20 protein-coding genes are annotated in these 20,255 nt (G+C 74.4%); 7 read left to right on the top strand and 13 right to left on the bottom strand.

The window, feature by feature from the left end:
• Positions 1-68 precede the first annotated feature (68 nt).
• From ACZ34W_RS21165 to ACZ34W_RS21155, 3 genes are read left to right on the top strand one after another with little or no spacing between them, the layout of a single operon-like run.
• Positions 69-551, top strand: coding sequence for a hypothetical protein (locus ACZ34W_RS21165; RefSeq protein WP_465606149.1), 483 nt, complete (start codon positions 69-71; stop codon positions 549-551).
• Positions 548-2,401 carry a GMC family oxidoreductase gene (locus tag ACZ34W_RS21160; RefSeq protein ID WP_465606147.1) on the top strand — a complete coding sequence of 618 codons (1,854 nt, stop codon included), beginning with the start codon at positions 548-550 and terminating at the stop codon, positions 2,399-2,401. Before ACZ34W_RS21165 ends, ACZ34W_RS21160 begins: the two co-directional genes overlap by 4 nt.
• Positions 2,398-3,267, top strand: a complete 870-nt coding sequence (locus tag ACZ34W_RS21155) for a hypothetical protein (RefSeq protein ID WP_465606145.1) — start codon at positions 2,398-2,400, stop codon at positions 3,265-3,267. The genes ACZ34W_RS21160 and ACZ34W_RS21155 overlap by 4 nt, the downstream gene beginning before the upstream one ends.
• A 94-nt stretch (positions 3,268-3,361) precedes the next feature.
• On the opposite strand, the gene fabV is transcribed toward ACZ34W_RS21155, so the two are convergent.
• From fabV to ACZ34W_RS21115, 8 genes are all read right to left on the bottom strand, one after another.
• A complete protein-coding gene (gene fabV, locus ACZ34W_RS21150) occupies positions 3,362-4,576 on the bottom strand; it encodes an enoyl-[acyl-carrier-protein] reductase FabV (RefSeq protein WP_465606143.1) in 1,215 nt (404 codons plus the stop codon).
• A gap of 267 nt (positions 4,577-4,843) precedes the next feature.
• Entirely contained in the window at positions 4,844-5,905 is a 1,062-nt protein-coding gene (locus ACZ34W_RS21145; RefSeq protein ID WP_465606181.1) for a bile acid:sodium symporter family protein, read from the bottom strand.
• 197 nt (positions 5,906-6,102) lie between these two features.
• Positions 6,103-6,294: a hypothetical protein gene (locus ACZ34W_RS21140; RefSeq protein ID WP_329485823.1), complete on the bottom strand. Its 192-nt coding sequence runs from the start codon at positions 6,292-6,294 to the stop codon at positions 6,103-6,105.
• A gap of 287 nt (positions 6,295-6,581) precedes the next feature.
• Positions 6,582-7,466 (bottom strand): isocitrate lyase/PEP mutase family protein, encoded by an 885-nt coding sequence (locus ACZ34W_RS21135; RefSeq protein ID WP_396486216.1) that lies wholly within the window; start codon positions 7,464-7,466, stop codon positions 6,582-6,584.
• Between the two features lie 327 nt (positions 7,467-7,793).
• Positions 7,794-8,153: a hypothetical protein gene (locus ACZ34W_RS21130; protein WP_465606141.1), complete on the bottom strand. Its 360-nt coding sequence runs from the start codon at positions 8,151-8,153 to the stop codon at positions 7,794-7,796.
• Entirely contained in the window at positions 8,119-8,742 is a 624-nt protein-coding gene (locus ACZ34W_RS21125; RefSeq protein WP_465606139.1) for a hypothetical protein, read from the bottom strand. Before ACZ34W_RS21125 ends, ACZ34W_RS21130 begins: the two co-directional genes overlap by 35 nt.
• Before the next feature lie 191 nt (positions 8,743-8,933).
• Entirely contained in the window at positions 8,934-9,839 is a 906-nt protein-coding gene (locus ACZ34W_RS21120; protein WP_352296764.1) for a class I SAM-dependent methyltransferase, read from the bottom strand.
• A gap of 190 nt (positions 9,840-10,029) precedes the next feature.
• Positions 10,030-10,569 carry a PadR family transcriptional regulator gene (locus ACZ34W_RS21115; protein ID WP_465606137.1) on the bottom strand — a complete coding sequence of 180 codons (540 nt, stop codon included), beginning with the start codon at positions 10,567-10,569 and terminating at the stop codon, positions 10,030-10,032.
• A gap of 165 nt (positions 10,570-10,734) precedes the next feature.
• On the opposite strand from ACZ34W_RS21115, the gene ACZ34W_RS21110 reads away from it, so the two are divergent.
• Complete coding sequence (locus ACZ34W_RS21110) at positions 10,735-12,075, top strand: MATE family efflux transporter (RefSeq protein WP_465606135.1); 1,341 nt, start codon at positions 10,735-10,737, stop codon at positions 12,073-12,075.
• A 165-nt stretch (positions 12,076-12,240) separates the two neighbouring features.
• On the opposite strand, the gene ACZ34W_RS21105 is transcribed toward ACZ34W_RS21110, so the two are convergent.
• A complete protein-coding gene (locus ACZ34W_RS21105; protein WP_465606133.1) occupies positions 12,241-13,641 on the bottom strand; it encodes an MFS transporter in 1,401 nt (466 codons plus the stop codon).
• Positions 13,638-14,222: a TetR/AcrR family transcriptional regulator gene (locus ACZ34W_RS21100; RefSeq protein WP_465606131.1), complete on the bottom strand. Its 585-nt coding sequence runs from the start codon at positions 14,220-14,222 to the stop codon at positions 13,638-13,640. Before ACZ34W_RS21100 ends, ACZ34W_RS21105 begins: the two co-directional genes overlap by 4 nt.
• Before the next feature lie 74 nt (positions 14,223-14,296).
• On the opposite strand from ACZ34W_RS21100, the gene ACZ34W_RS21095 reads away from it, so the two are divergent.
• Positions 14,297-14,476, top strand: a complete 180-nt coding sequence (locus tag ACZ34W_RS21095) for a hypothetical protein (protein WP_465606129.1) — start codon at positions 14,297-14,299, stop codon at positions 14,474-14,476.
• 20 nt (positions 14,477-14,496) lie between these two features.
• On the opposite strand, the gene ACZ34W_RS21090 is transcribed toward ACZ34W_RS21095, so the two are convergent.
• The 3 genes from ACZ34W_RS21090 to ACZ34W_RS21080 form a co-directional block, all read right to left on the bottom strand.
• Entirely contained in the window at positions 14,497-15,840 is a 1,344-nt protein-coding gene (locus ACZ34W_RS21090; protein WP_359811200.1) for a cation:proton antiporter, read from the bottom strand.
• 4 nt (positions 15,841-15,844) lie between these two features.
• Positions 15,845-16,330, bottom strand: coding sequence for a cation:proton antiporter regulatory subunit (locus ACZ34W_RS21085; protein WP_359811203.1), 486 nt, complete (start codon positions 16,328-16,330; stop codon positions 15,845-15,847).
• A 334-nt stretch (positions 16,331-16,664) separates the two neighbouring features.
• Positions 16,665-16,841: an antitoxin gene (locus tag ACZ34W_RS21080; protein WP_329485811.1), complete on the bottom strand. Its 177-nt coding sequence runs from the start codon at positions 16,839-16,841 to the stop codon at positions 16,665-16,667.
• A 229-nt stretch (positions 16,842-17,070) separates the two neighbouring features.
• On the opposite strand from ACZ34W_RS21080, the gene ACZ34W_RS21075 reads away from it, so the two are divergent.
• Both ACZ34W_RS21075 and lpdA read left to right on the top strand, forming a co-directional pair.
• Entirely contained in the window at positions 17,071-18,576 is a 1,506-nt protein-coding gene (locus tag ACZ34W_RS21075) for a M28 family metallopeptidase (protein WP_465606179.1), read from the top strand.
• A 206-nt stretch (positions 18,577-18,782) separates the two neighbouring features.
• Positions 18,783-20,189, top strand: coding sequence for a dihydrolipoyl dehydrogenase (gene lpdA, locus ACZ34W_RS21070; protein WP_329485808.1), 1,407 nt, complete (start codon positions 18,783-18,785; stop codon positions 20,187-20,189).
• Positions 20,190-20,255 lie beyond the last annotated feature (66 nt).

Raw genomic sequence — 20,255 nt, 5'->3', positions numbered from 1 at the left:
CGGCGGTCTGCCGTGCCGCTGCTGTGTCATGTCTCGGCCATGCAGTGCTCATGTGTGGGGGTGCCCGGTTGCCAGCCATCGACGACCACGACGACCGTTTCTGGGACCGTGACGGGCAGGACGGCCGTCACCGACGTGCCGACCGCTTCGACGTCGACGACCACGCGGACCGTCGCCATGCGGACCGTGTGCACGCGGGTCGCGACCGCGAGGACCGTGAGGACGACGACGGTGCCGAGCACGACGCCCTCGCGGACTTCGACGAGTTCCTCCGGATCTCCGCCGGCCTCACCGGCTTCGACGAGGGGGAACTGCGCGCCACCGGCATGGCCCACGAGCACCACCGCACCCTGCTGGCCCGCCGGGTCCGCGACGAACACGCCCTCGTCCACCTCTGGTACGTCGGCGCCTGGCCCGGCGAACAGCCCTCCTCGCCCCGCGCCTACGACCGGGGCCTGATGTGGCGCACCTTCCAGGGCGCCGCGCCCGGCACCGCCGCGCCCGGACACGGCAGCTGGGCCGAGGCGCCGCAGTACGGCGGCGGCCGATGAGCGCGCGCTGGGACGCCGTCGTGGTCGGCGCGGGCTTCGCCGGCTCGCTGGTCGCCGAGCGGCTCGGAGCGCAGGGCTGGCGCGTCCTCGTCCTGGAGGCCGGGCACCCCGCGCGGCCCGCCGCCGCCACCGCGACGGCCTACCGCGCGGCCGGCGGCGGGACGCCCACCTCCCCGTACCCGCTCAGCGAGGACGCGCCGTCCCCCGACGTGGGCGACCTCGCCGGGCGGCCGGACGGCGGCTTCGACGCGACCGGCTACCTGGTCCAGCACGGACCCCTGCCGTACGCCAGCGGCTACCTGCGGGTCAACGGCGGCACCGGGCTGCTCTGGACCGGACTCGCCCCGCGCATGCACCCCGAGGACTTCCGCACCGGCGACCTCGGTCACGGCCGCAACTGGCCGATCGGCTACCACGACCTCGAACCGTACTACCGCCTGGCCGAGCGGGAGCTGGGCGTGGCCGCCGACGCCGACCAGCAGCGCGAGGCCGTCGGCCTGCCCATCCCGGACGGCTACGCCTTCCCGACCCGCGCCATCCCCGCCAGCTACCTCGACCGGCGGCTGGCCCGCGCGCTGGACGGCCGCACCGTCCGCGACCCCGCCGCCCCCGAGGCGGCGAGCCTCGCCGTCGTCCCCACCCCGCACGCCCGCCACGGCCTGCCGAACCGTCGTGCCGGGGACGCGCCGCACGAACCGGGCACGCCCTGCGCGGGCAGCGCCAGCTGCGTCCCGATCTGCCCGAGCGGCGCCAAGTACACGCCGCTGCGCACCCAGGCCCGCTGGGCACCGACCGTCGAACTGCGGACCGACGCCGTGGCCGCCCGCGTACTCGCCGACGGCACCGGCCGGATCACCGGGGTCGACTACCTCTCCGGGGGAGCCACCCACCGGGTCGAGGCCGACCTGGTCGTCCTCGCCGCCCACGCGATCGAGAACGCCCGGCTGCTGCTCCTCTCCGGCCTGGCGAACCGCAGCGACCAGGTCGGCCGGAACCTGATGGACCACCCGGCCCTGCTCACCTGGGGGCTCATGCCGGACCCCGTCGGCCCCTACCGTGGCCCGGGGTCGACCAGCGGGCTGGAGGCGTTCCGCTTCGGGGGCGGCCGCACCCGCCGCGCGCCGTTCCGGGTCGAGATCGGCAACTGGGGCTGGTCCTGGGCCGCCGGCCCGCCGCAGGTCGAGCTGGCCGAACTGCTGGCCGCCGGAGTGCGCGGGAAGGAGCTGAGGGAGCGGCTGGGCGACCGGCTCGGCCGGCAGTTCACCCTCCAGTTCGAGCTGGAGCAGCCCGCCGACCCGGCCAACCGCGTCACCCTCGACCCGGACCGCCGGGACCGGCTGGGGCTGCCGCGCCCCGCCCTGCACTACGACCTCTCGCCGTACGTGCGGCGCGGCATGGCTTCGGCCCGCGCCGTCTCCGACCAGCTGTTCGCGCTGCTCGGCGCCGAGGACCACACCCGTTACGAGGCCGGGCCGCGCTGGCCCGGCCGGCTCGAACACGAGGGCCGCCCGTACGCCTACCGGGGGGCGGGCCACGCCGGCGGCACGCACCTCATGGGCGACTCGCCGACCGACTCCGTCGTCGACCAGTGGCAGCGCTGCTGGGACCACCCCAACCTCTACGCCGTCGGCTGCGGATCGATGCCCTCGCTCGGCACCTCCAACCCCTCGCTCACCATGGCGGCGCTCGCGCTGCGCAGCGCCGACCGGATCCACCGCGACCTGCTGGCGCTGCACGGACCGGTGACGATAGCCGAACCAGCCGCGCCGGTGGCGCCTGCGGTGCCTGCCGCACCTGCCGCGCCGGTAGACCTGCCCGTGCCCGCCCGACGACCGACGGAGTCCCGATGACCGCACTCCCGCTCCCGCCCGTCCCCGAGCCCTACCACCTGCCGTTCCACTACGGCGCGCTGCACAACATCGGGGTGGACTACCTGGTCGCCCCGGGCCCGTGCCGCGACCTGCTCGCCAAGCGCCACCCGGGCCTGGCCGTCGCCCTGTTCGACGGCATGGCCTGCGTCTCGCTGAACTACCAGCTCTACTTCGCGCAGTACCCGGGCGGCGGCGGGATCACCCAGGAGGTGGAGATCAACGTCATCGCCCACCCCGCGTTCGCCGAGGACCGCCTCCCCGAGCTGAACTACGGCCAGTACAGCCGCGGTTACGACCAGACCAAGCTGCTCGGGATCGCCCGGATGCACGTCCTCTGCGACAACCCGCTCGCCATCGACGCGGGCCGCAGGCTCTACGCCGAGCCGAAGCGGCCCGGCTGGTTCGAGGCGGAGCTGCCCTCGCTCAACGCCGCGTCCGTGCGCGAGCGCTGGTCGGTCTCCTGCCGTCGCGCCGCGCTCGGTCCGGACGGGCTGAGCCGCGAGGACGGCGAACTGTTCGCCGTCGAGGCCGACCTGGTGGGCCTCACGCCCGAGGCGGTCAACAACACGCCGATCACCGGCTACGGCACCGACGAGGAGGGCCGGCTGCTGGCCGGGCCGCTCGACGTCCATGACACCTACCGGTTCTACGCGCTGGACGACCGCACCGCGGAGCGGGTCCGGCTCACCCTCGGCGAGCGGCCGGCGGGCGCCGGCGGGGCCGAGTCGGCCGACGAGGCGGTCGCCGACCTCGACCGCCTGATCGGGACGGCGCCCGCCGCCGGCGTCTGGACCTACCAGTCCCCGCCGGTCGCCGCGCACAACCGGCCCTACTACGTCCGCTGAGGCGCGCCCACGGCCCGCACCCCGGCCCGGAGGCCGGGCGGACCACCCCGGCGGGGCCTGCGGCAGCCCGCCCGTCCCGGCCGTGGGGCATTCCTCAGGAGGTGTGGTCGGGCCAGGGGATGGCGGTGGCGACCGGGGCGGTGTAGTCGATGCCGGGCACCGAGAAGCCGTAGAGGCGGCGGACCTCGGCGCGGAACCAGTCGAGGTCGGCCAGGTCGGCGATGGTCGCCGTGGTGGCGCTCTCCCAGCGGGCCGCGACGGCGGCCTGGACGTCGTCGGTCAGTTCGAAGGTGTCCAGGCGGACCCGGCCCTCGTCGTCCAGGGCGAGCGGGGCGGTGCCGGTGAGCTGGTCCCACAGGGCGGCGAGCTGGTGGATCGGCGGGACGAGGCCGCCCCCGAGGACGCCGCGCAGCAGGCCGGTGTAGAGGGCGATGCCGGGGATCGCGGTGGAGGACTGGGTGACGGCGGCGCCGTTGACGGAGGTCACGGCCCGCCCGCCCACCGTCCTGCCGAGCTGTGCGTCGAGGGTCCGGGCGGTGGCCTCCAGGTGGGCTTTGGCCGCGCCGATGGTGCCCTGCCGGTAGATCGCCGCCGTCAGCGACGAGCCGATGTAGGAGAGCGCGGCGGTGCTGAACCCCTCGGCGAGCAGCCCCCGCCCGGCGAGGTGGTCGATCCACCGTTCCCAGTCGGCGCCGCCCATCACGGCCACGGTCTGTGCCACGTCGTCGCCCTCGGCCGGCCCGGTCTCGACCTCGCGGACCTCGGGCACGCCGTCCTCGTCGAAGACCAGGGTCTTGGTGCGGTTCACCCCGCCGATCGGCTTGAGGACCGAGGCGTAGGTGGCGCCGGTCTCCGGGTCGGTACGCCGGGGCGCGGCCACCGAGTAGATCAGGTGGTCCAGTCGGCCGCCGAACCGCTGCTCGACGAGATCGGCGACCTGCTCCTTCATCGCGTCGGAGAACGCGTCACCGTTGAGGAAGACCATGTCCCGCCCGGCGGCGCGGGCCAGGTCGGCGGTGGCGGCGGTGCGGTACCAGCCGGCCGTCGCGGTGCGGCGTGCGGTGGGGGCCTTCTCGAAGGACACACCGATACCGCGGATACCCGCCCGCTTGAGACCGGCGAGCGTGGCCGCCAGACCGTACCCGGCGGAGGAACCGATGACCAGCGCCACCTTCCCGTCGCCCTCTGGCGGAGCGGCCGGGGCGGGGCAGGCCTGCCACATGTCGGCCACCAACTGCCCGCACCCGGCCGGGTGGGAGTCGAGAAAGAGGAACCCCCGGTTGCGGGGAGTGAGAACACGCTCGTTCACGATGGCAGTCCTTGGGTCGGCCGTGACAGGAGCGCGGCGGCCGACCGGGCCACCGCGCCCTGCCAGTCTGTTCCAGGTCGCATGCGGGCCGTGGGCCCTGCCAGGAACAATGATCGCGAGACGATCTTGGAGTGTTTCCACCATGTACGGCCGGGCGAGGAGCGGCCCCGACCTGCTGGCCAGGGCCGCTCGGGGGGAGTTCCGTGCTCGCGCCCGATGGTTCCGGCGGGCCGGGTGGACGTTCTCGGGCAGCGCTCGGCGGACCGGTCAGTCCTGCGACCGGCCGACCGGGAGCGGTTCCTCGCCACCGGACACCGCGGCCTCCGACTCCCACTCGGCGTGGACGCCGCTCTCCCCGCCGGCGGCGGCCGGCTCCTCCTCGGAAGGGTCCGGCGCCCGTGACCAGCGGTCGGCGAGGAGCGCGCCGGCGATCAGCTGGAGCTGATGATACACCATCAACGGCATCACCAGCAGCCCGGCCTGCGGTCCGAACAGGACGGTCGCCATCGGCAGGCCGTTCGCCAGGCTCTTCTGTGAGCCGCAGAGGACGGCCGCGATGCCGGACGCCCGGTCGAGCCCCAGCAGGCGGGCGCCGAGCCCGGTGAGGGCGAGGGTGGTGGCGAGCAGGGCGAGCAGCACCGCCAGCAGGCCGAGCAGGGCGGTGGGGGTGGTCAGGCTCCAGATGCCCTGGGCCACCGCCGCGCTGAAGGCGGTGTAGACGACGAGCAGGATCGAGCCCCGGTCCACCGGGGTGAGGAGGCGTTTGTGCCTGGTGAGGAACCCGCCGATCCTCGGGCGCAGCGCCTGCCCGAGGAGGAACGGTGCGAGCAGTTGCGCACCGATCCGCAGCAGGCCGTCGGCGGACAGGGCGGTGTGGGCGCCCAGCAACCAGGCGGCCAGCAGCGGCGTGAGGAGCAGGCCGGCGAGGCTGGAGTAGGTGCCCGCGCAGATGGCGGCCGGGACGTTGCCGCGAGCGGCGCCGGTGAGCGCCACCGAGGACTGCACCGTCGACGGGACGAGGCAGAGGAACAGCACGCCGGTCTGCAGCTGCTCGGTGAGCGGACGGGGTGTCAGGGCGGCGGTGGCGAGCCCGAGCAGGGGGAAGAGGACGAAGGTGCAGGCCAGGACCAGGCCGTGCAGCCGGAGGTGGCGCAGCCCGGCCAGCGTCTCGCGGGCGGAGAGCCGGGCCCCGTACAGGAAGAAGAGCAACCCGACCGCGAGGTCGCAGGCCAGCTCGGCCCCCCGGGCGGCCCGACCGGTGGCGGGAAGCAAGGTGGCGAGCAGGACGGTGCCCGCCAGCGCCGCCACGTACGGGTCGAGCCCGCGCAGCCGGCGCCCGCGTCGAGCCGGACCGGGCCCGGGCGGCGCGGCCGGCCCCGCACTCGGGCTCGCTGCCACGGCCTCCGGGCCGTCCGGCCCCGCAGCAGCCCGATCCGGCGGGCCGGGCGGGCCCGACGAACCTGGCTGATCCGGCGTACCCGGCGGGCCGGCACCGGGTCCATGAGCCCGGTGCCGGAGCCCGCCGCTCATTCGTCGCTCCCTGCCGACGAGTCGACCGCGGTGACCGGCGCGATCCCCAGCACCGTGCCCACCAGGGCATTGGCCGGCCCCTGGTCACTGCCCGCCGTGCCCTGTCCGGACTGGAGGTTGCCCGACTTGTCGATCTCCAGGAGCGAGTCGGTGCTCACCAGCGAGTCCGAATGGGAGTTGTCGATCACGGTGATCAGGCTGCCGCCCGCCACCGCGGGCGAGGCGGCCCCACCGAGCAGAACGCAGGCGCCGAACAGAGCGGCGGCGGCCGGGCGCCACAGGGCCGGATGCCACAGGGCCCGACGCCTCGGAGGTACCTCCCCGGCCGACACCGGTGCGCGATTCGGTGCCGGCCCGCGCGGGACCGCACGGCCCCGCCGCGAACCGCCCGACGCCGAGCCCCCCGACGCCGAGCCCCCCGACACCGAGCCGCCCCACGCCGGGCCCGGCCGCGCCCCGCCGCGCGATGCGGACGTCACGCTCCTACCGCCTCGCGCCGGCGCGGGCGGGCGATGTTCCGCTCCAGCAACTCGGTGGACTCCCGGACCCCGATCTGGGGGCTGTCCTCGGCGGCGGCCGGGAGTCGGCCGTCGGCCACCTTCAGCCCGGCCAGCGCCTCGTCCATCGCGCGGTGCGCCGCGAACAGGCAGGGAGTGCTGTAGATGGCGACGTCGACGCCGAGCTCGCCCAGCTCGGAGAGCGAGAGCCGGGGGGACTTGCCACCGGCGATCTGGTTGAACAGCAGCGGCTTGTCCCCCACGACCTGCCGGATCCGGCGGATCCACTCCTCGCTGCGCACTCCGTCCACCAGGACGATGTCGGCGTCGGTGGCCGCGAGCGCCTCGGCCCGCAGCAGGATGTCACTCTCCTCGGTGGCATCCGTCCGGGCCACCACCACGAGGTCGGTGCGGGCGGCGAGGACCTGGTCGAGCTTCTCCAGGTACTCCTCCAGCGGCAGGACCTGCTTGCCGTCGGCGTGACCGCAGCGGCGCGGGCGCTTCTGGTCCTCCAGGATGACGCCGGAGGCGCCGATCCGCTCCAGCCTGCGCACCACGTGGCAGGCCACCTCCGGATCGACGTAGCCGTCGTCGATGTCGACCAGGAGGTGGTGCTGCGGGAACGCGCCGCGCAGCCGCTCGACGAAGGCCACCATGTCGGGCCACGCGATGAAGCCGATGTCCGGCAGGCCGTAGTAGGACGCCGCGAAGCCGAAGCCCGAGACGAACATGCCGTTGTAGTGCTCGGCCGCGATCGAGGCCGAGTACATGTCGTAGACGCCGATGAGCGGGGTCGTCCCCTGGGCCGCGACGTCCTCGCGGAGGCGCTGCCCGTAGCCCGGCGCCGTGTCTTCGTGAAGCATTGCCTTCTCCTCACCTGCCGAGGTGGGCGCGGCGCGGCGGGCGGCGGGACCGGCTGACAGCCGGCTACCGCCCGGGCGCGACGCGCACCGGACTTTGCCTGAACTTGGCCATCACTAGGGCCAAATGAGGCACTCTCACTATGCGACCTTTAATGTTCCGTGGGCAAATCTTTAAATGAAGTTCCCTCGTGTGAGTGATGCGCAGTCATATCAATCGGAATGGCGTAGGAGAATCCGCCGTGGGCGCGCAGGGCATTCCGGGGCCCGGCCTCCGGATCTCGGCCGGCCGCTCCGCGCCCCTGGGGCCGTGTCGGTCCTGACCACCGGTCAGGCGTCGTCCTCGCCGAGCACGTCGCCCTCGCCGAGCCTCAGCCACCCGCCGACGACGTACCAGTGGCCGCCCGCGCGCAGGTGGTCCACCAGGGCCCGCTCGAGCGGGGTGTCCCGGGGCAGCGACTCCAGCGGCCGGCCGCTGTCGCCGAAGACGTAGCGGAGCGGGTTGTCGTCCGCCGGCTCGCCCGGCGGACGCAGCGGGGTGAACCGTTTCTGGAACCGGACGATGTTGGAGTCCTCCGGCAGGTGGCGGCGGAGCTGAGGGTCCAGCAGCCGGGAGGAGATGAACGCCGTCGCGTACGGCTCGGTGGGCCGGGGCTCAGCGCAGCAGCGCGAACACCACGGCGCAGACACCGCCGAGCGCCGTCCCGGCGAGCACCTGCGCGGCCGTGTGGGCCTTCAGCACCAGCCGCGACCAGCCCACCGCCACCGGCGCGGCCGCCGCGACCGGCAGCGCCGCCGGGCCGAACGCCAGCACCAGGATCATCGCGGTGCCCCCGGCCACGGCGTTGTGCAGGGATGTCTGCCACCAGACCGTGACGGCGAGCGCCGACACCAGGCCGGCCAGCATCGCCACGACCAGGGCGGCGACCTCCGCCGGGGCGTCCAGCGCGTACAGCAGGGCCACGCCCGCCACCACCGACAGCAGGCTGGCGGCCATCGGGACGACGCGCTGGCGGCGGACCCGGATGTGCTTGTCGGTCAGCGCGCCGCGCCGCACCCCGAGGGCGATGATGCCGAGTGGCACCACGCCGCAGAACAGCGCGGCCAGCAGGCCCCAGCCGACCCCGGACCAGCCCTCGGTGCTGTGCGCGCCGACGAGCAGCAGCAGGGCGATGACCAGATGGGCGGGCGCCAGCGATTCGGTGAGGACCCGCGCGACCCGTTCGCGTGGTGAGGCGGTGGCGAAGGCCGGCGGCTCGGGAGGCAGGAAGACGCTCATCCGGGCAGCTCGGAGGGGGTCGGCGCGGTGGTGGTCCGGTGCATCGCGACAGCCTACCGAGCGGGATCGACGCCATCCGCCCGGCCCCGGCGGGAGGGGCGGCCGCCCCTGCCCGTCCCGGCCGGGGCCGCCCGTCCCTCCCCGCGAACGCCGGCGCGGGACCAGCCGGTACGGGACCAGCCGGTACGGGATCAGCCGGTACGGACCACCGGCCGGCCCGCGCGGCGATCGCGCAGCGCCTGGAGCAGCCGCCTGGTCGCGCGGGTGGCGACCGGCGGCAGCAGGTCCAGCGCCAGGCGCCGCGGGGCCGAGCGGTGCGCCTGGGCCGCGCCCGGCTTGACCGCGTACTTCAGCCGCACCACCCGCGCACCGGCGATGGCGTCCTCGTCCACCGTGTAGCCGCCGGCCCGCCAGTCCCGGCCGAGCAGCACCCGCTGGAGTTCCTCGGCGTCCCCCCAAGTCCCGTAGAACTTCATGGGGGTGAGCAGCACGGGCCGCAGCCCGCCGGTGAACACCGCCTGCCAGACCGCCGCCGAGACGCCCGGGGTGTGCTCCGAGCGGTAGTCGTCGAGCGCGACCAGCCCGTTCTCGCCCAGTGCCGCCCGGGCGACCTCGATGTCCCCGGCCACGTGCTCGTAGAGGTGCGAAGCGTCGATGTGGACGAAGCGGCAACTGCCGTCCGGGATCCGGCGGTCGGCCAGTACCGAGGTGGGGGCCTGCACGATGACCGGCAACCGCGGGTGGAACGTGAGGTAGTTGGCCTCGAAGGCGCTCCTGGTCAGGGTCTTGCGGTAGGACATCGTCATCTCGGCGGCGTTGTCGGCGTCGCCCGCCTCGGAGTCGAACAGGTCGCAGACGGTCAGCTGCTCGCCGGGCCGGAGGTGGTCCCCGAGCAGGACGGCGCTCCGGCCGAGGTAGGTGCCCAGTTCGAGGATGTCGCCGGTGTGCCCGGCCGCGCTCTGTTCGGTGAGGAAGTGGGCGAAGGCCTCCTGGTCGACCTTGAAGAACCAGCCGGGGATGCCGTCGCGCGTCAGCTGCTGCGGGCGGGCGGTTCCTGTGTCGGCAGTGGGCACGGCGGCCTCCAGGGGTGCGGGCATGGCCCGGCGCGTACGGTTCACCCCGCGGCGGCGCCATGGTGTGAGGCGGATCATCATAGCGACGACACGCCCCAGTTGCGCCAGGCCCGGAACAGGAATCGGCGGACCGTCTCGCACCCTTGTCCGGGGGCCCGAGCACGCCCCGGGCGACCGCGGGCGGCGGCCCTTCGAGCCCCTCCCACCGCCCGCCTCAGCACGCCCGGCCGCCCTCCAGTTCGGCGATCGTCCCGGCCAGCCAGGCCCGCTCGGCGGCGCCGGACGCGCGGGCGACCAGCAGCATGCCGCGCCGGAACGGGCTGGACTCCTGCTCGGCCGCGACCGGCCGGCCCTGCGCGTCGTAGAAGAAGCTGCTCGGCGCCTCCAGGAACGCCAGCCGGCGCCGCAGGACCGCGGCTTGCGCGACCGGGTCGGTGAGGCGGTCGAGGAAGGCGGCCACGGTGAAGAAGCGGATCTGGTCGGAGATCTCGGCCTCGGCCGGGTCGGCCAGCCGGCGCTCGAGTTCGGCCCGGCCCGCCGCGGTGAGCTCCAGGACCTGCCGCGGCGCGGCACCGCTGCCGGGCTCGCTGCGGCGCTCCAGCAGTCCGGCCTTCTCCAGACGGGCGATGGCGGGGTAGAGCGCACCGTCGCTGACCGGCCGGGCGTGGCCGGTCAGGCCGGTGATCCGTGACTTCAACTCGTAGCCGTGCAGCGGCTCGTCGTACAGGAAGCCGAGGATCGCGAGGGTGAGCACCGGTGAAGCCCTTCCGTCGTCGCACGCGCGGTTCGGGCGTCATGGTACCTCTTGCCGATGTGCCTCTAAACGATGTATCTCTGTTCGAGACACCAAGAGGGCGGCCGAGCGCTGCCGACGGAACCGGGGGGCGACGTGCGAGGACATCTGCCGAGGCTGATCGGATTGGCAGGGCCGGTCTACGCCGGACTCCTGTCCGGGGTGATCGCCTCGGTCATCAGCACGTACTGGGTCGGCGGGCTCGGCGCGCCCGCCGTCGCCGCCGTCACCCTCGCGGGCACCGTCGAGAACCTGCTGCTGGGCCTGGTCCTGGTGGTCGCCTCCGGCACCACCGTCCGGATCTCGCACGCCGTCGGCGCCGGGGACCGCGCGGCGGCCGGCCGGACCGCGCGGGCGGCCTGGCGGCTCTGCGCCCTCGGCAGCCTGCTGCTCGCCGTCCCCGGCTTCCTGCTGCGCCACCCGATCGCGGACGCCTTCCTGGACGGCCCCGCCGCCGGACTCGCCGCGGACTACTTCGCGATCGCCTTCCCCGCCGCCGGACTCTTCTTCGGCCAACGGGTGGCCGACGAGCTCCTCAAGGGCACCGGCGACACCCGGACGCCGATGCGGCTCGCCCTGCTGACCAACGCCCTGCTGCTCCTCCTCGACCCGCTGCTGATCCTCGGACCCGGACCGTTCCCGGCCCTCGGCGTGACGGGCGCGGCGCTCGCCCTGACCACCGCGCGCGCCCTCACCTTCGCCGTCACGCTGCTGCTCCGGCGCCGGCGCCGCCGGACCGCGCCCCCGGCGGGCGGGCTCCTGCCGGAGGCCCGCCGGATCGTCTCCGCCGGAGCCTCGTTCGGCCTCGACTTCACCGCCCGGATGGGCGTCGGCACGGTGCAGCTCGCCCTGGTCGCGTCCTTCGGCGTACCGGCGGTCGCCGGCTACGGCGTGGGCTACCGCGTGATGCTGGTCGTGACCATGGCCTTCTACGCCGTACGGCAGGCCTCCGCCATCGAGGCGGCCCGGCTGACCGGCGCGGGCGACACGGCGGGGCTGCGCACCCTGGGCCGTGACACCGCCCGGCTGGCCGGCACCCTCGGCGCGGGCGCCGCCGTCCTCTGCGCGGCGCTCGCGGTGCCGGTGACCGCGCTCTTCACCCGGGACGACGCGGTCGCCGCCCAGGCCGTCGGCTACCTGCGGATGGCCGGGCTCTACGTACTGCCCTACGCCCTGGTGGTGACCCTCGGCGGCGTGCTCCAGGCCACCGGCGCGGGCCGCCGCCTGGTGACGGCCAGCCTGCTCGGACTCGGCGTCCAGCTCGCCGCCGGTGTGGCCCTGTCGGTGCCGCTCGGGGTGAACGGCCTCTGGACCGGCATGGCGGTGGGCGCGCTGACCCAGCTGATCCTGATGCGCCTGCCGGCCCCGAACCGCCGCCGAGCCCCCGGCCCGGTGGTCGAGCCCGCCGAGCCGGTCGGCGCGGCCGAACCCACCGGGCAGACCCCGCTTCGGGCTCCGGTGGAGTGACGCCCACCCCGATGCGCGGGCGAGCAGCCGGTCTCCATGGCGCGGCGCCGTCCATCGGGTACGTGGAGACCGCCGAAATCGTCGACAAGTCGACGGCGTGAAGCGATCGACGGGCCCGAGGGCACCGACCGGGACGACGTACGCCATTGCGGGCGAGTGACCGGTTCAGTGCCCCGGCCGCGTCGCCTCCACCACCCCCGCCGCCCGGGCCCGGGCCCGGGTCGGGAGGCGGGTGGCGAGCAGGACGCCGACCGCCGCCGTGGCCGCGAGGACCAGCAGGGCCGGGCCCATGGCGGTCACGAGCGGACGGCCGGCGGTGAGGGTGGTCGCGGCGGCGGTCCCCAGGGCCGGGCCGATGTTCATCACGGTCTGCTGGAGCCCGCCGGCGACGCCCGCGTCCGCCACCGAGGCGTCGCGGACGAGGGCGGCCGTCGCGGTGACCATCACCGCCCCGAACCCGCTGCCCAGCAGGAGGAAGCTGCCGCCGACCGCGACGGCCCCGGTGGACTCGTCGAACCGGGCCGCGAGCAGGGTGCCGAGCGTGAGCAGCAGCATCCCGGCCCCGGCGGTGGCCCGGGCCCCGTGGCGGCGCATCAGCACCGCGGCGGCCGGGGCGGCGGCGACCATCGTGACGGCCAGCGGCAACGCCCGGACGCCGGACTGGAACGGGTCCAGCCCGAGCACGTCCTGGAGGAAGTAGGTGGCCAGGAACAGCGTCCCGAAGAGCGCCGCGGACGCGGTCAGCAGCACGCCGAGCGAGGACGCGACGGTGGGCGAGGCGAACACCCGCGGCGGCAGCAACGGGTGTGCGGCGCGCCGCTGTTGGTGGACGAAGGCGGTGCCGAGCAGGGCCGCGGCGAGCAGGCCGAACGTCGTGGCGGCCGGCCGGCCGTGCTCGGGCACCCCGACGAGCGTGTGCACCAGGCAGACCAGCGCCGCCGCGAGCAGGGCGGCGCCCGGCAGGTCGAGCGCGCGCAGGGCGCCGGTGGACCGGTCGGCGGGTGGCTGCGGAATCCGCACGGCCAGCGCGGCGAGCCCGGCCGCGACGGCGGGGAGGACGGTGAGGAAGAAGACCGCCCGCCAGCCCAGTTGGGTGGTCAGCGCCCCGCCGACGACCGGTCCGGCGGCGGCCGCCAGGCCGATCGCGCTGGTGCGCAGGGCGATCGGCATCGCGAGCCGGTCGGCCGGGTAGGCCGCGCGCAGCATGCCCAGGGTGGCGGGCTGCAGCAGCGCGCCCGCCACGCCCTGGGCGACGCGCAGGCCGATCACCCAGCCGATGCCGGGCGCCAGGCCGATCCCGGCCGAGGCGGCGGCGAAGCCCAGCGCGCCCACGGCGAAGACGCGTTGGTGGCCGTAGCGGTCGCCCAGCCGGCCGGCGAAGACCAGCAGGCTCGCCACCGCGATCAGGTAGGCGGTGCTGGTCCACTGGACGGCGGTGAAGGAGGCGTTGAGGTCGTGCTGCATGGCGGGCCGGGCGACGGTGAGGACGGTGCCGTCCAGGGCCACGATCGAGGCGCCGGTGATGCTCCCGGCGAGGGTCAGGCGCCGGCGCGCGGGCGTGTTCACCGGGCCTCCGGGCCCAGGTGGGCGGCCAGGGCGGCGTGCAGCAGCGGCTCGATGTCGTCGCTGCCGGTGGCGAGTTGGAGGCTGCCCCAGGCGCGGAGCTGGGCGAGCCCGTGCAGGTTGGCCCAGAGTGCGGCGGCCGCCGCCGCGGGCTCCGCGCCGCTCGGTGGCCGCACCTCGGCGACCAGGGCGGTGAAGGTCCGGAAGAGCGGGAGGCTGGTCTGCCGCAGGCCGATGCCGCTGCCCTCCAGCAGGTCGTGGCGGAACATCAGCTCGAACATGCCGGGCTGGGCGGCGGCGAAGCCGAGGTAGCCGCGGGCGAGTGCGGCGAGCCGCTCGCGCGGGCCCGGGCCCGCGCCGGCCGTCGCACGGGTGAGGTCGGCGGCCAGCTCGTCGAAGCCGTGCCGGGCGATGGCCGACAGCAGCTCGACGTGGGTGGCGAAGTAGCGGCGCGGCGCGCCGTGCGAGACGCCGGCCTGGCGGGCGATCTCGCGCAGCGAGAGCGCGTGGATCCCCTGAGCCGTCACCAGTTCGACGCCGGCCGCCACCAGCCGGGCGCGCAGGCCCGAACCCTGATCAGTCATAGACACTGTCTACCAGGAGCGAGTAGACAGTGTCTACTCGTCGTCGCGGGGGTGGGCCGGGCAGAATCGGCGGTATGGACGAAGGCGGCGAATCGGCGTGCTGGCTGGACCGGGTCTGCCCGGAGTGCGGCCGGCTGCGCGAGCGGGCCGGGCGGCAGCCCTGCGAGAACTGCGGTGCGGTGCCGGACCCCGAGCCCGGCCGCCGGCCCGGGTCGGGCCGGGAGCCCGGCACCGGGGCGGACCGGTCCGACTGATCCGCCCCGGGGCCCCGGCCTCAGCGCGGCAGCCCGTTGGCCGGCTGCTCCTGCGCGAACCCGTCCTGCGCGAACCCGTCCTGAACGAGCTCCGCCGGCTCCGGCCCCTCGAACGTGATCGCCTCCGGCACCGTGGCGGCGTCGCTCGCCCCGGCGTCGGGCAGCCGTTCGGCGCCCGGCGAGACCCGGGCCGCCGGAGCCCAGCGCCCGCGCAGCGCCCCGAGGCGCTCCACCGCGGGCTGGGTGTACCGGGCCGCGAGCGGGCCGGTGACCACCAGGATCAGCACGTACGCGGTGGCGAACGGCCCGAGTTCGGGCTCGATGCCCGCGGTGACGGCCAGACCGGCGATGACGATGGAGAACTCCCCGCGCGAGACCAGCGCGCCGCCGGCCCGCCAGCGGCCGCGTTCGCCGATCCCGGCCCGGCGGGCGGCCCAGTACCCCGTCGCCACCTTGGTGAGCGCGGTGACCACGGCCAGCAGCAGCGCGGGCAGCAGGACGGGCGGGATGCTCGTCGGGTCCGTGCTGAGCCCGAAGAAGACGAAGAAGACCGCCGCGAAGAGGTCCCGCAACGGGCTGAGCAGGGTGTGCGCGCCCTCGGCGGCCTCGCCGGAGAGGGCGATGCCGACCAGGAACGCCCCGACCGCGGCGGACACCTGGAGCTGCTGCGCGAGGCCGGCCACCAACAGGGTCAGTCCGAGGACGACCAGCAGCAGCTTCTCCGGGTCGTCGTGCGAGACGAACTTCGAGATCACCCGGCCGTAGCGGAGCGCGACGAAGAGCACGGCGCCCGCGGTGGCGAGCGCGATGGCGAGGGTGAGCGAGCCGGCGAGCAGGCCGGCGCCGGCCAGCAGCGCGGTCAGGATCGGCAGGTAGACGGCCATCGCGAGGTCCTCCAGCACCAGGATGCTGAGGATCACCGGGGTCTCCCGGTTGCCGAGCCGGCCGAGGTCGCCGAGCACCTTGGCGATCACCCCGGAGGAGGAGATCCAGGTGACGCCGGCCAGTACCACGGCGGCGACCGGGCCCCAGCCGAGGAGCAGGGCGGCGGCCGCGCCGGGCAGTGCGTTGAGCACGAAGTCGACGGCGCCGGCCGGGTACTGGGCCTTGAGGTTGGTCACCAGGTCGGCGGCGGTGTACTCCAGACCCAGCATCAGCAGCAGCAGGACGACGCCGATCTCGGCGCCGGTGGCCACGAACTCCTCACTGGCGCTGAGCGGCAGCAGGCCGCCCTTGCCGAAGGCCAGTCCGCCGAGCAGGTAGAGCGGGATGGGCGAGAACCCGTACCGGCCGGCTATTCGGCCGAGCAGGCCGAGGACCAGGATGACCGAGCCGAGTTCGATGAAGACGCTTGCGGTGTGCATCCGATCACTCCCTGCCCAGGATCGCGGCGGCGGCGTCCACGCCCTCGCGGGTGCCGATCACGATCAGGATGTCCCCGCCGGCCAGCCGGAAGTCGGGGGTCGGGGAGGGCACGGCGCCGGTGCGGCGCAGCACGGCGACGATCGAGGCGCCGGTCTCGGTGCGCATCCGGGTCTCGCCGAGCACCCGGCCATTCCAGTGCGAGGCGCCCTCGACGGGGAGGCGTTCGGCGACCAGGCCCAGGTCGGTGGTGTGCAGCAGGCCCGGGTTGTGGTGAGCGGGCGTCAGGGCGTCGACCAGGGCGGTGGACTCCTCGGCCGTCAGCCGGAACGCCTGGGCGCAGGCGTCGGGGTCGTCCGAGCGGTAGACGTTGAGGCTGCGTGAGCCGTCCCGGTGGGCGATGACGGACAGGTGCCGTTGTTCTCGGGTGGTGAGGTCGTACTGGACGCCGACGCCGGGCAGGGGGGTGGTCCGGACACGGGGGATCGACACGGCGGCTGTCCTCTCGTCAGGGCTTCCCGCTGGCGTGCGCGACGTCCGCCGGAACAGGGCCGGCCGTCCGCCGGAACTGGGCCGGCCCGGCGGGGCGGCCGCTCACCCGGACGGGTGAACGGCGCCGCGCCGTGTGCGACACGCGGAAGCGCTACCGTGCCAATGGTAATGACTGTGTAAAGCCCTCCTGGTGGGAGGGTCCCCGCGGGCGCCCGTACGGTCCGGGGGGAGCGCTCGTCCGGCCGTGGACGCGCGGTACCCCGGCCGGGTGCGCGCGTCGTCGCGCTCACCCGGCCGGGGTACCGGACCCGTGGGTCCGGACTGCGTCGGCGGGCTACTGGGGAGGCTGGTCGCGGAACTGGTCCTTGACCCTGTCCTGGGCCGTGTCGACGTGGCCGCTGTACTTGCCCTGGGTCCGTTGGTCGACGGTGTCACCGGCCTTGTCGACGGCCTTGTCCGCCTGGTCCTCGTGGCCCTTCAGCATCTGCTTGATCTTGTCGATCATGGACATTCGGTCACCCTCCTGGATGAGACGGCCCCTCCTCATCCAGGATCGCCGCGCCGTCGGATGTCCGCATCCGGTCAGCTTTCGCGGCAGGGTTGGCAAGGTGGCCCGGGGCATGTCAAATCGGGATCTCCATGGACTCTCGGAAGGACCAGCCGTGAATGTTCGGACCCGCCGCCCGACCGTCACACCCCGCCCGGGCGCTGCCCGGACCACCCGGGTCGCGAGCTCCGCGCTGGCGGTCGCGGCCCTGGTGACCCCGCTGCTGCTGGTCGGCGCCGGGAGCGCCGCGGCCGCACCGGACCCGGGCCGCAAGGGAGCCAAGCTGGCCGCCCGGCTCGTCGAGGAGAGCAGCGCCGGCAGCGCCCGCCGGACGCTGGCCGCGCTGCAGCGGATCGCGGACCGCAACGGCGGCAACCGGGTGGCGGGCTCCCGCGGCCACGACGAGTCGGCGCGCTACGTCTACGAGCAGGCCAGCCAGGCCGGTCTGAAGGTGTCGAAGCAGGAATTCGAGTACACCTTCTTCCAGGCCCTCGCGCAGAAACTGACGGTGGTGTCCCCCCAGGCCGAGGATGTACCGGTGATCGCCATGACGTACTCCGTCGGCGGCCCGGCGGCCGGGCTGACCGCCCCGCTCGCGGTCGTCCCGGCGGACGACACCACCGGCTGCGAGGCGGGGGACTACGGGGCCGGCGCGTTCGCCGGCCGGATCGCGCTGATCAAGCGCGGCGGCTGCAGCTTCGCCGTCAAGGCGGCCGCGGCGGCGGACGCCGGTGCGACCGGCGTCCTCGTCTACAACAACACCGACGGCGACCTCAACGGCACCCTCGGGGAGCCGACCGCCGGCCGCGTCCCGACCGGCGGGATCAGCAGGGCGGCGGGCGAGGCGCTGGTCGCCAAAGCCGCCGCCGGGCCGGTCACCGTGGGCCTGGACATCCGTACCCTCATGGAGAAGCGCAAGACCTGGAACGTCATCGCCGAGACCCGCGGCGGCGACCCGGCGAACACCGTCGTCATCGGCTCCCACCTGGACTCCGTGGTGGCGGGCCCGGGCATCAACGACAACGGCTCCGGCTCGGCGGGCGTCCTGGAGGTGGCGAAGAACCTCGGCGACCGGCCGGTCAGGAACAAGGTCAGGTTCGCCTGGTGGTCGGCCGAGGAGTTCGGCCTCAAGGGCTCCGAGGCCTACGTGGCGTCACTCTCCGAGGCCGAGCAGAAGAAGATCAAGCTCTATCTGAACTTCGACATGATCGCCTCGCCCAACTCCGCCCAGTTCGTCTACGACGGCGACGACTCCGACCACGTCGGCTCCGGCCCCGGCCCGGACGGCTCGGCGCAACTGGAGCGGCACATCACCGACTACCTGGACCGCCGGGGCCTGCCGCACGAGGGCACCGACTTCACCGGCCGGTCCGACTACGGCCCGTTCATCGACGCGGGGATCCCGGCGGGCGGCACCGACACCGGCGCCGAGGTGATCAAGTCCGCGGCGCAGGCGGCGCGTTACGGCGGCACGGCCGGGGTGGCGTTCGACACGTGCTACCACAAGGCCTGCGACAACCTGGGCAACCTCGACCTGGTGGCCTTCGACGTCAACATCGACGTGATCGCCGACGCCGTCGGCACCTATGCCTGGGACCTCTCCTCCCTGCACGCGCCGGTGGCGCCGCAGCACACCGAGGGCCAGGCCGGCAGCGGTGGCGGCCTCCACGAGGGCCACACCCACGAGGTGTCGGCCTGACCGCCCGGGACCCCGTCACCGGGCGGGGCCCCGGCGCCGCTCCGTTCCCCGCCGTTCCCCGCTGCGCCGCGCCCTTTCCCCGTCGCGCTCCCGGGCCGCACCCGGACGGCGGCCGATCGGCCGGGGCCGATGAGTGCGCCGCCCGGGCTCCTGACACCATGGCACCGAGATCACGTCACCGTGACACCCTCGGAGGAGTCAGCATCATGAGCACGCACTACGACGTCGTCGTCCTCGGCGCGGGTCCCGGCGGCTACACCGCCGCCGTCCGGGCCGCCCAGCTGGGCCTGCGGACCGCCGTCATCGAGGCCAAGTACTGGGGCGGGGTCTGTCTCAACGTCGGCTGCATCCCCTCCAAGGCCCTGCTGCGCAACGCCGAGCTGGCGCACATCTTCACCAAGGAGGCCAAGACCTTCGGCATCAAGGTCGAGGGCACGGTGAGCTTCGACTTCGGCGAGGCGTTCCGCCGCAGCCGGACCGTCGCCGACGGCCGGGTCAAGGGCGTCCACTACCTGATGAAGAAGAACGGCATCACCGAGTACGACGGCCGGGGCACCTTCGTCGACGACCGGACCCTCCAGGTCGCGATGAGCGGCGGCGGCTTCGAGGTCGTCACCTTCGACCACTGCATCATCGCGGCCGGCGCCACCACCCGGCTGCTCCCCGGCACCAGCCTCAGCGAGCGCGTGGTCACCTACGAGGAGCAGATCCTCACCGAGGAGCTGCCGGGCAGCATCATCATCGCGGGCGCCGGCGCGATCGGCGTCGAGTTCGCGTACGTGCTGCACAACTACGGTGTGAAGGTCACCATCGTCGAGTTCCTCGACCGGATGGTGCCGCTGGAGGACGCCGAGGTCTCCGCCGAGCTCGGCAAGCAGTACCGCAAGCTCGGCATCGAGGTGCTCACCTCGACCCGGGTGGAATCGATCGACGACAGCGACCCGGCCGCCAAGGTCAGGGTCACCGTCACCCGCGACGGTCAGCAGCAGGTGCTGGAGGCCGACAAGGTGCTCCAGGCGATCGGCTTCGCGCCCCGGGTGAACGGCTACGGCCTGGAGAACACCGGGGTGAAGCTCACCGACCGCGGCGCGATCGACGTCGACGGCCGGGGCCGCACCAGCGTCGACCACATCTTCGCGATCGGTGACGTGACGGCCAAGCTGATGCTGGCCCACGCGGCCGAGTCGATGGGCGTGATCGCCGCCGAGACCATCGGCGGGGCCGAGACCATGGAGCTCGACTTCGTGATGATCCCGCGCGCCACCTACTGCCAGCCGCAGATCGCCAGCTTCGGGTACACCGAGGCGCAGGCCCGCGAGCAGGGGTACGACGTCAAGGTCGCCAAGTTCCCGTTCACCGCCAACGGCAAGGCGCACGGGCTCGGCCACCCGATCGGCTTCGTCAAGGTGATCAGCGACGGCAAGCACGGCGAGCTGCTGGGCGCCCACCTGATCGGCCCCGAGGTCACCGAGCTGCTGCCGGAGCTGACGCTGGCCCAGCAGTGGGACCTCACCGTGCACGAGGTGGCCCGCAACGTGCACGCCCACCCGACGCTCGGCGAGGCGGTCAAGGAGGCCGTTCACGGCCTGGCCGGGCACATGATCAACATGTGACACGGGCCCGCCCGGGACCACGGTCAGGACCGCGGTCAGGGGTGCCGGGCGGGCGGCGCGCCCGCC

The sequence above is a fragment of the Kitasatospora sp. NPDC022856 genome (assembly GCF_055561235.1).
This window is presented reverse-complemented; position numbering and strand designations above follow the sequence as displayed.

Excerpts from the sequence above, each read along its gene's own strand:
- ACZ34W_RS21160 (WP_465606147.1), top strand. The coding sequence starts at position 548 with ATGAGCGCGCGCTGGGACGCCGTCGTGGTCGGCGCGGGCTTCGCCGGC.
- ACZ34W_RS21155 (WP_465606145.1), top strand. The coding sequence starts at position 2,398 with ATGACCGCACTCCCGCTCCCGCCCGTCCCCGAGCCCTACCACCTGCCG.
- ACZ34W_RS21135 (WP_396486216.1), bottom strand. The coding sequence starts at position 7,466 with ATGCTTCACGAAGACACGGCGCCGGGCTACGGGCAGCGCCTCCGCGAG.
- ACZ34W_RS21125 (WP_465606139.1), bottom strand. The coding sequence starts at position 8,742 with ATGAGCGTCTTCCTGCCTCCCGAGCCGCCGGCCTTCGCCACCGCCTCA.
- ACZ34W_RS21120 (WP_352296764.1), bottom strand. The coding sequence starts at position 9,839 with ATGCCCGCACCCCTGGAGGCCGCCGTGCCCACTGCCGACACAGGAACC.
- ACZ34W_RS21100 (WP_465606131.1), bottom strand. The coding sequence starts at position 14,222 with ATGACTGATCAGGGTTCGGGCCTGCGCGCCCGGCTGGTGGCGGCCGGC.
- ACZ34W_RS21095 (WP_465606129.1), top strand. The coding sequence starts at position 14,297 with ATGGACGAAGGCGGCGAATCGGCGTGCTGGCTGGACCGGGTCTGCCCG.
- ACZ34W_RS21090 (WP_359811200.1), bottom strand. The coding sequence starts at position 15,840 with ATGCACACCGCAAGCGTCTTCATCGAACTCGGCTCGGTCATCCTGGTC.
- ACZ34W_RS21080 (WP_329485811.1), bottom strand. The coding sequence starts at position 16,841 with ATGTCCATGATCGACAAGATCAAGCAGATGCTGAAGGGCCACGAGGAC.
- lpdA (WP_329485808.1), top strand. The coding sequence starts at position 18,783 with ATGAGCACGCACTACGACGTCGTCGTCCTCGGCGCGGGTCCCGGCGGC.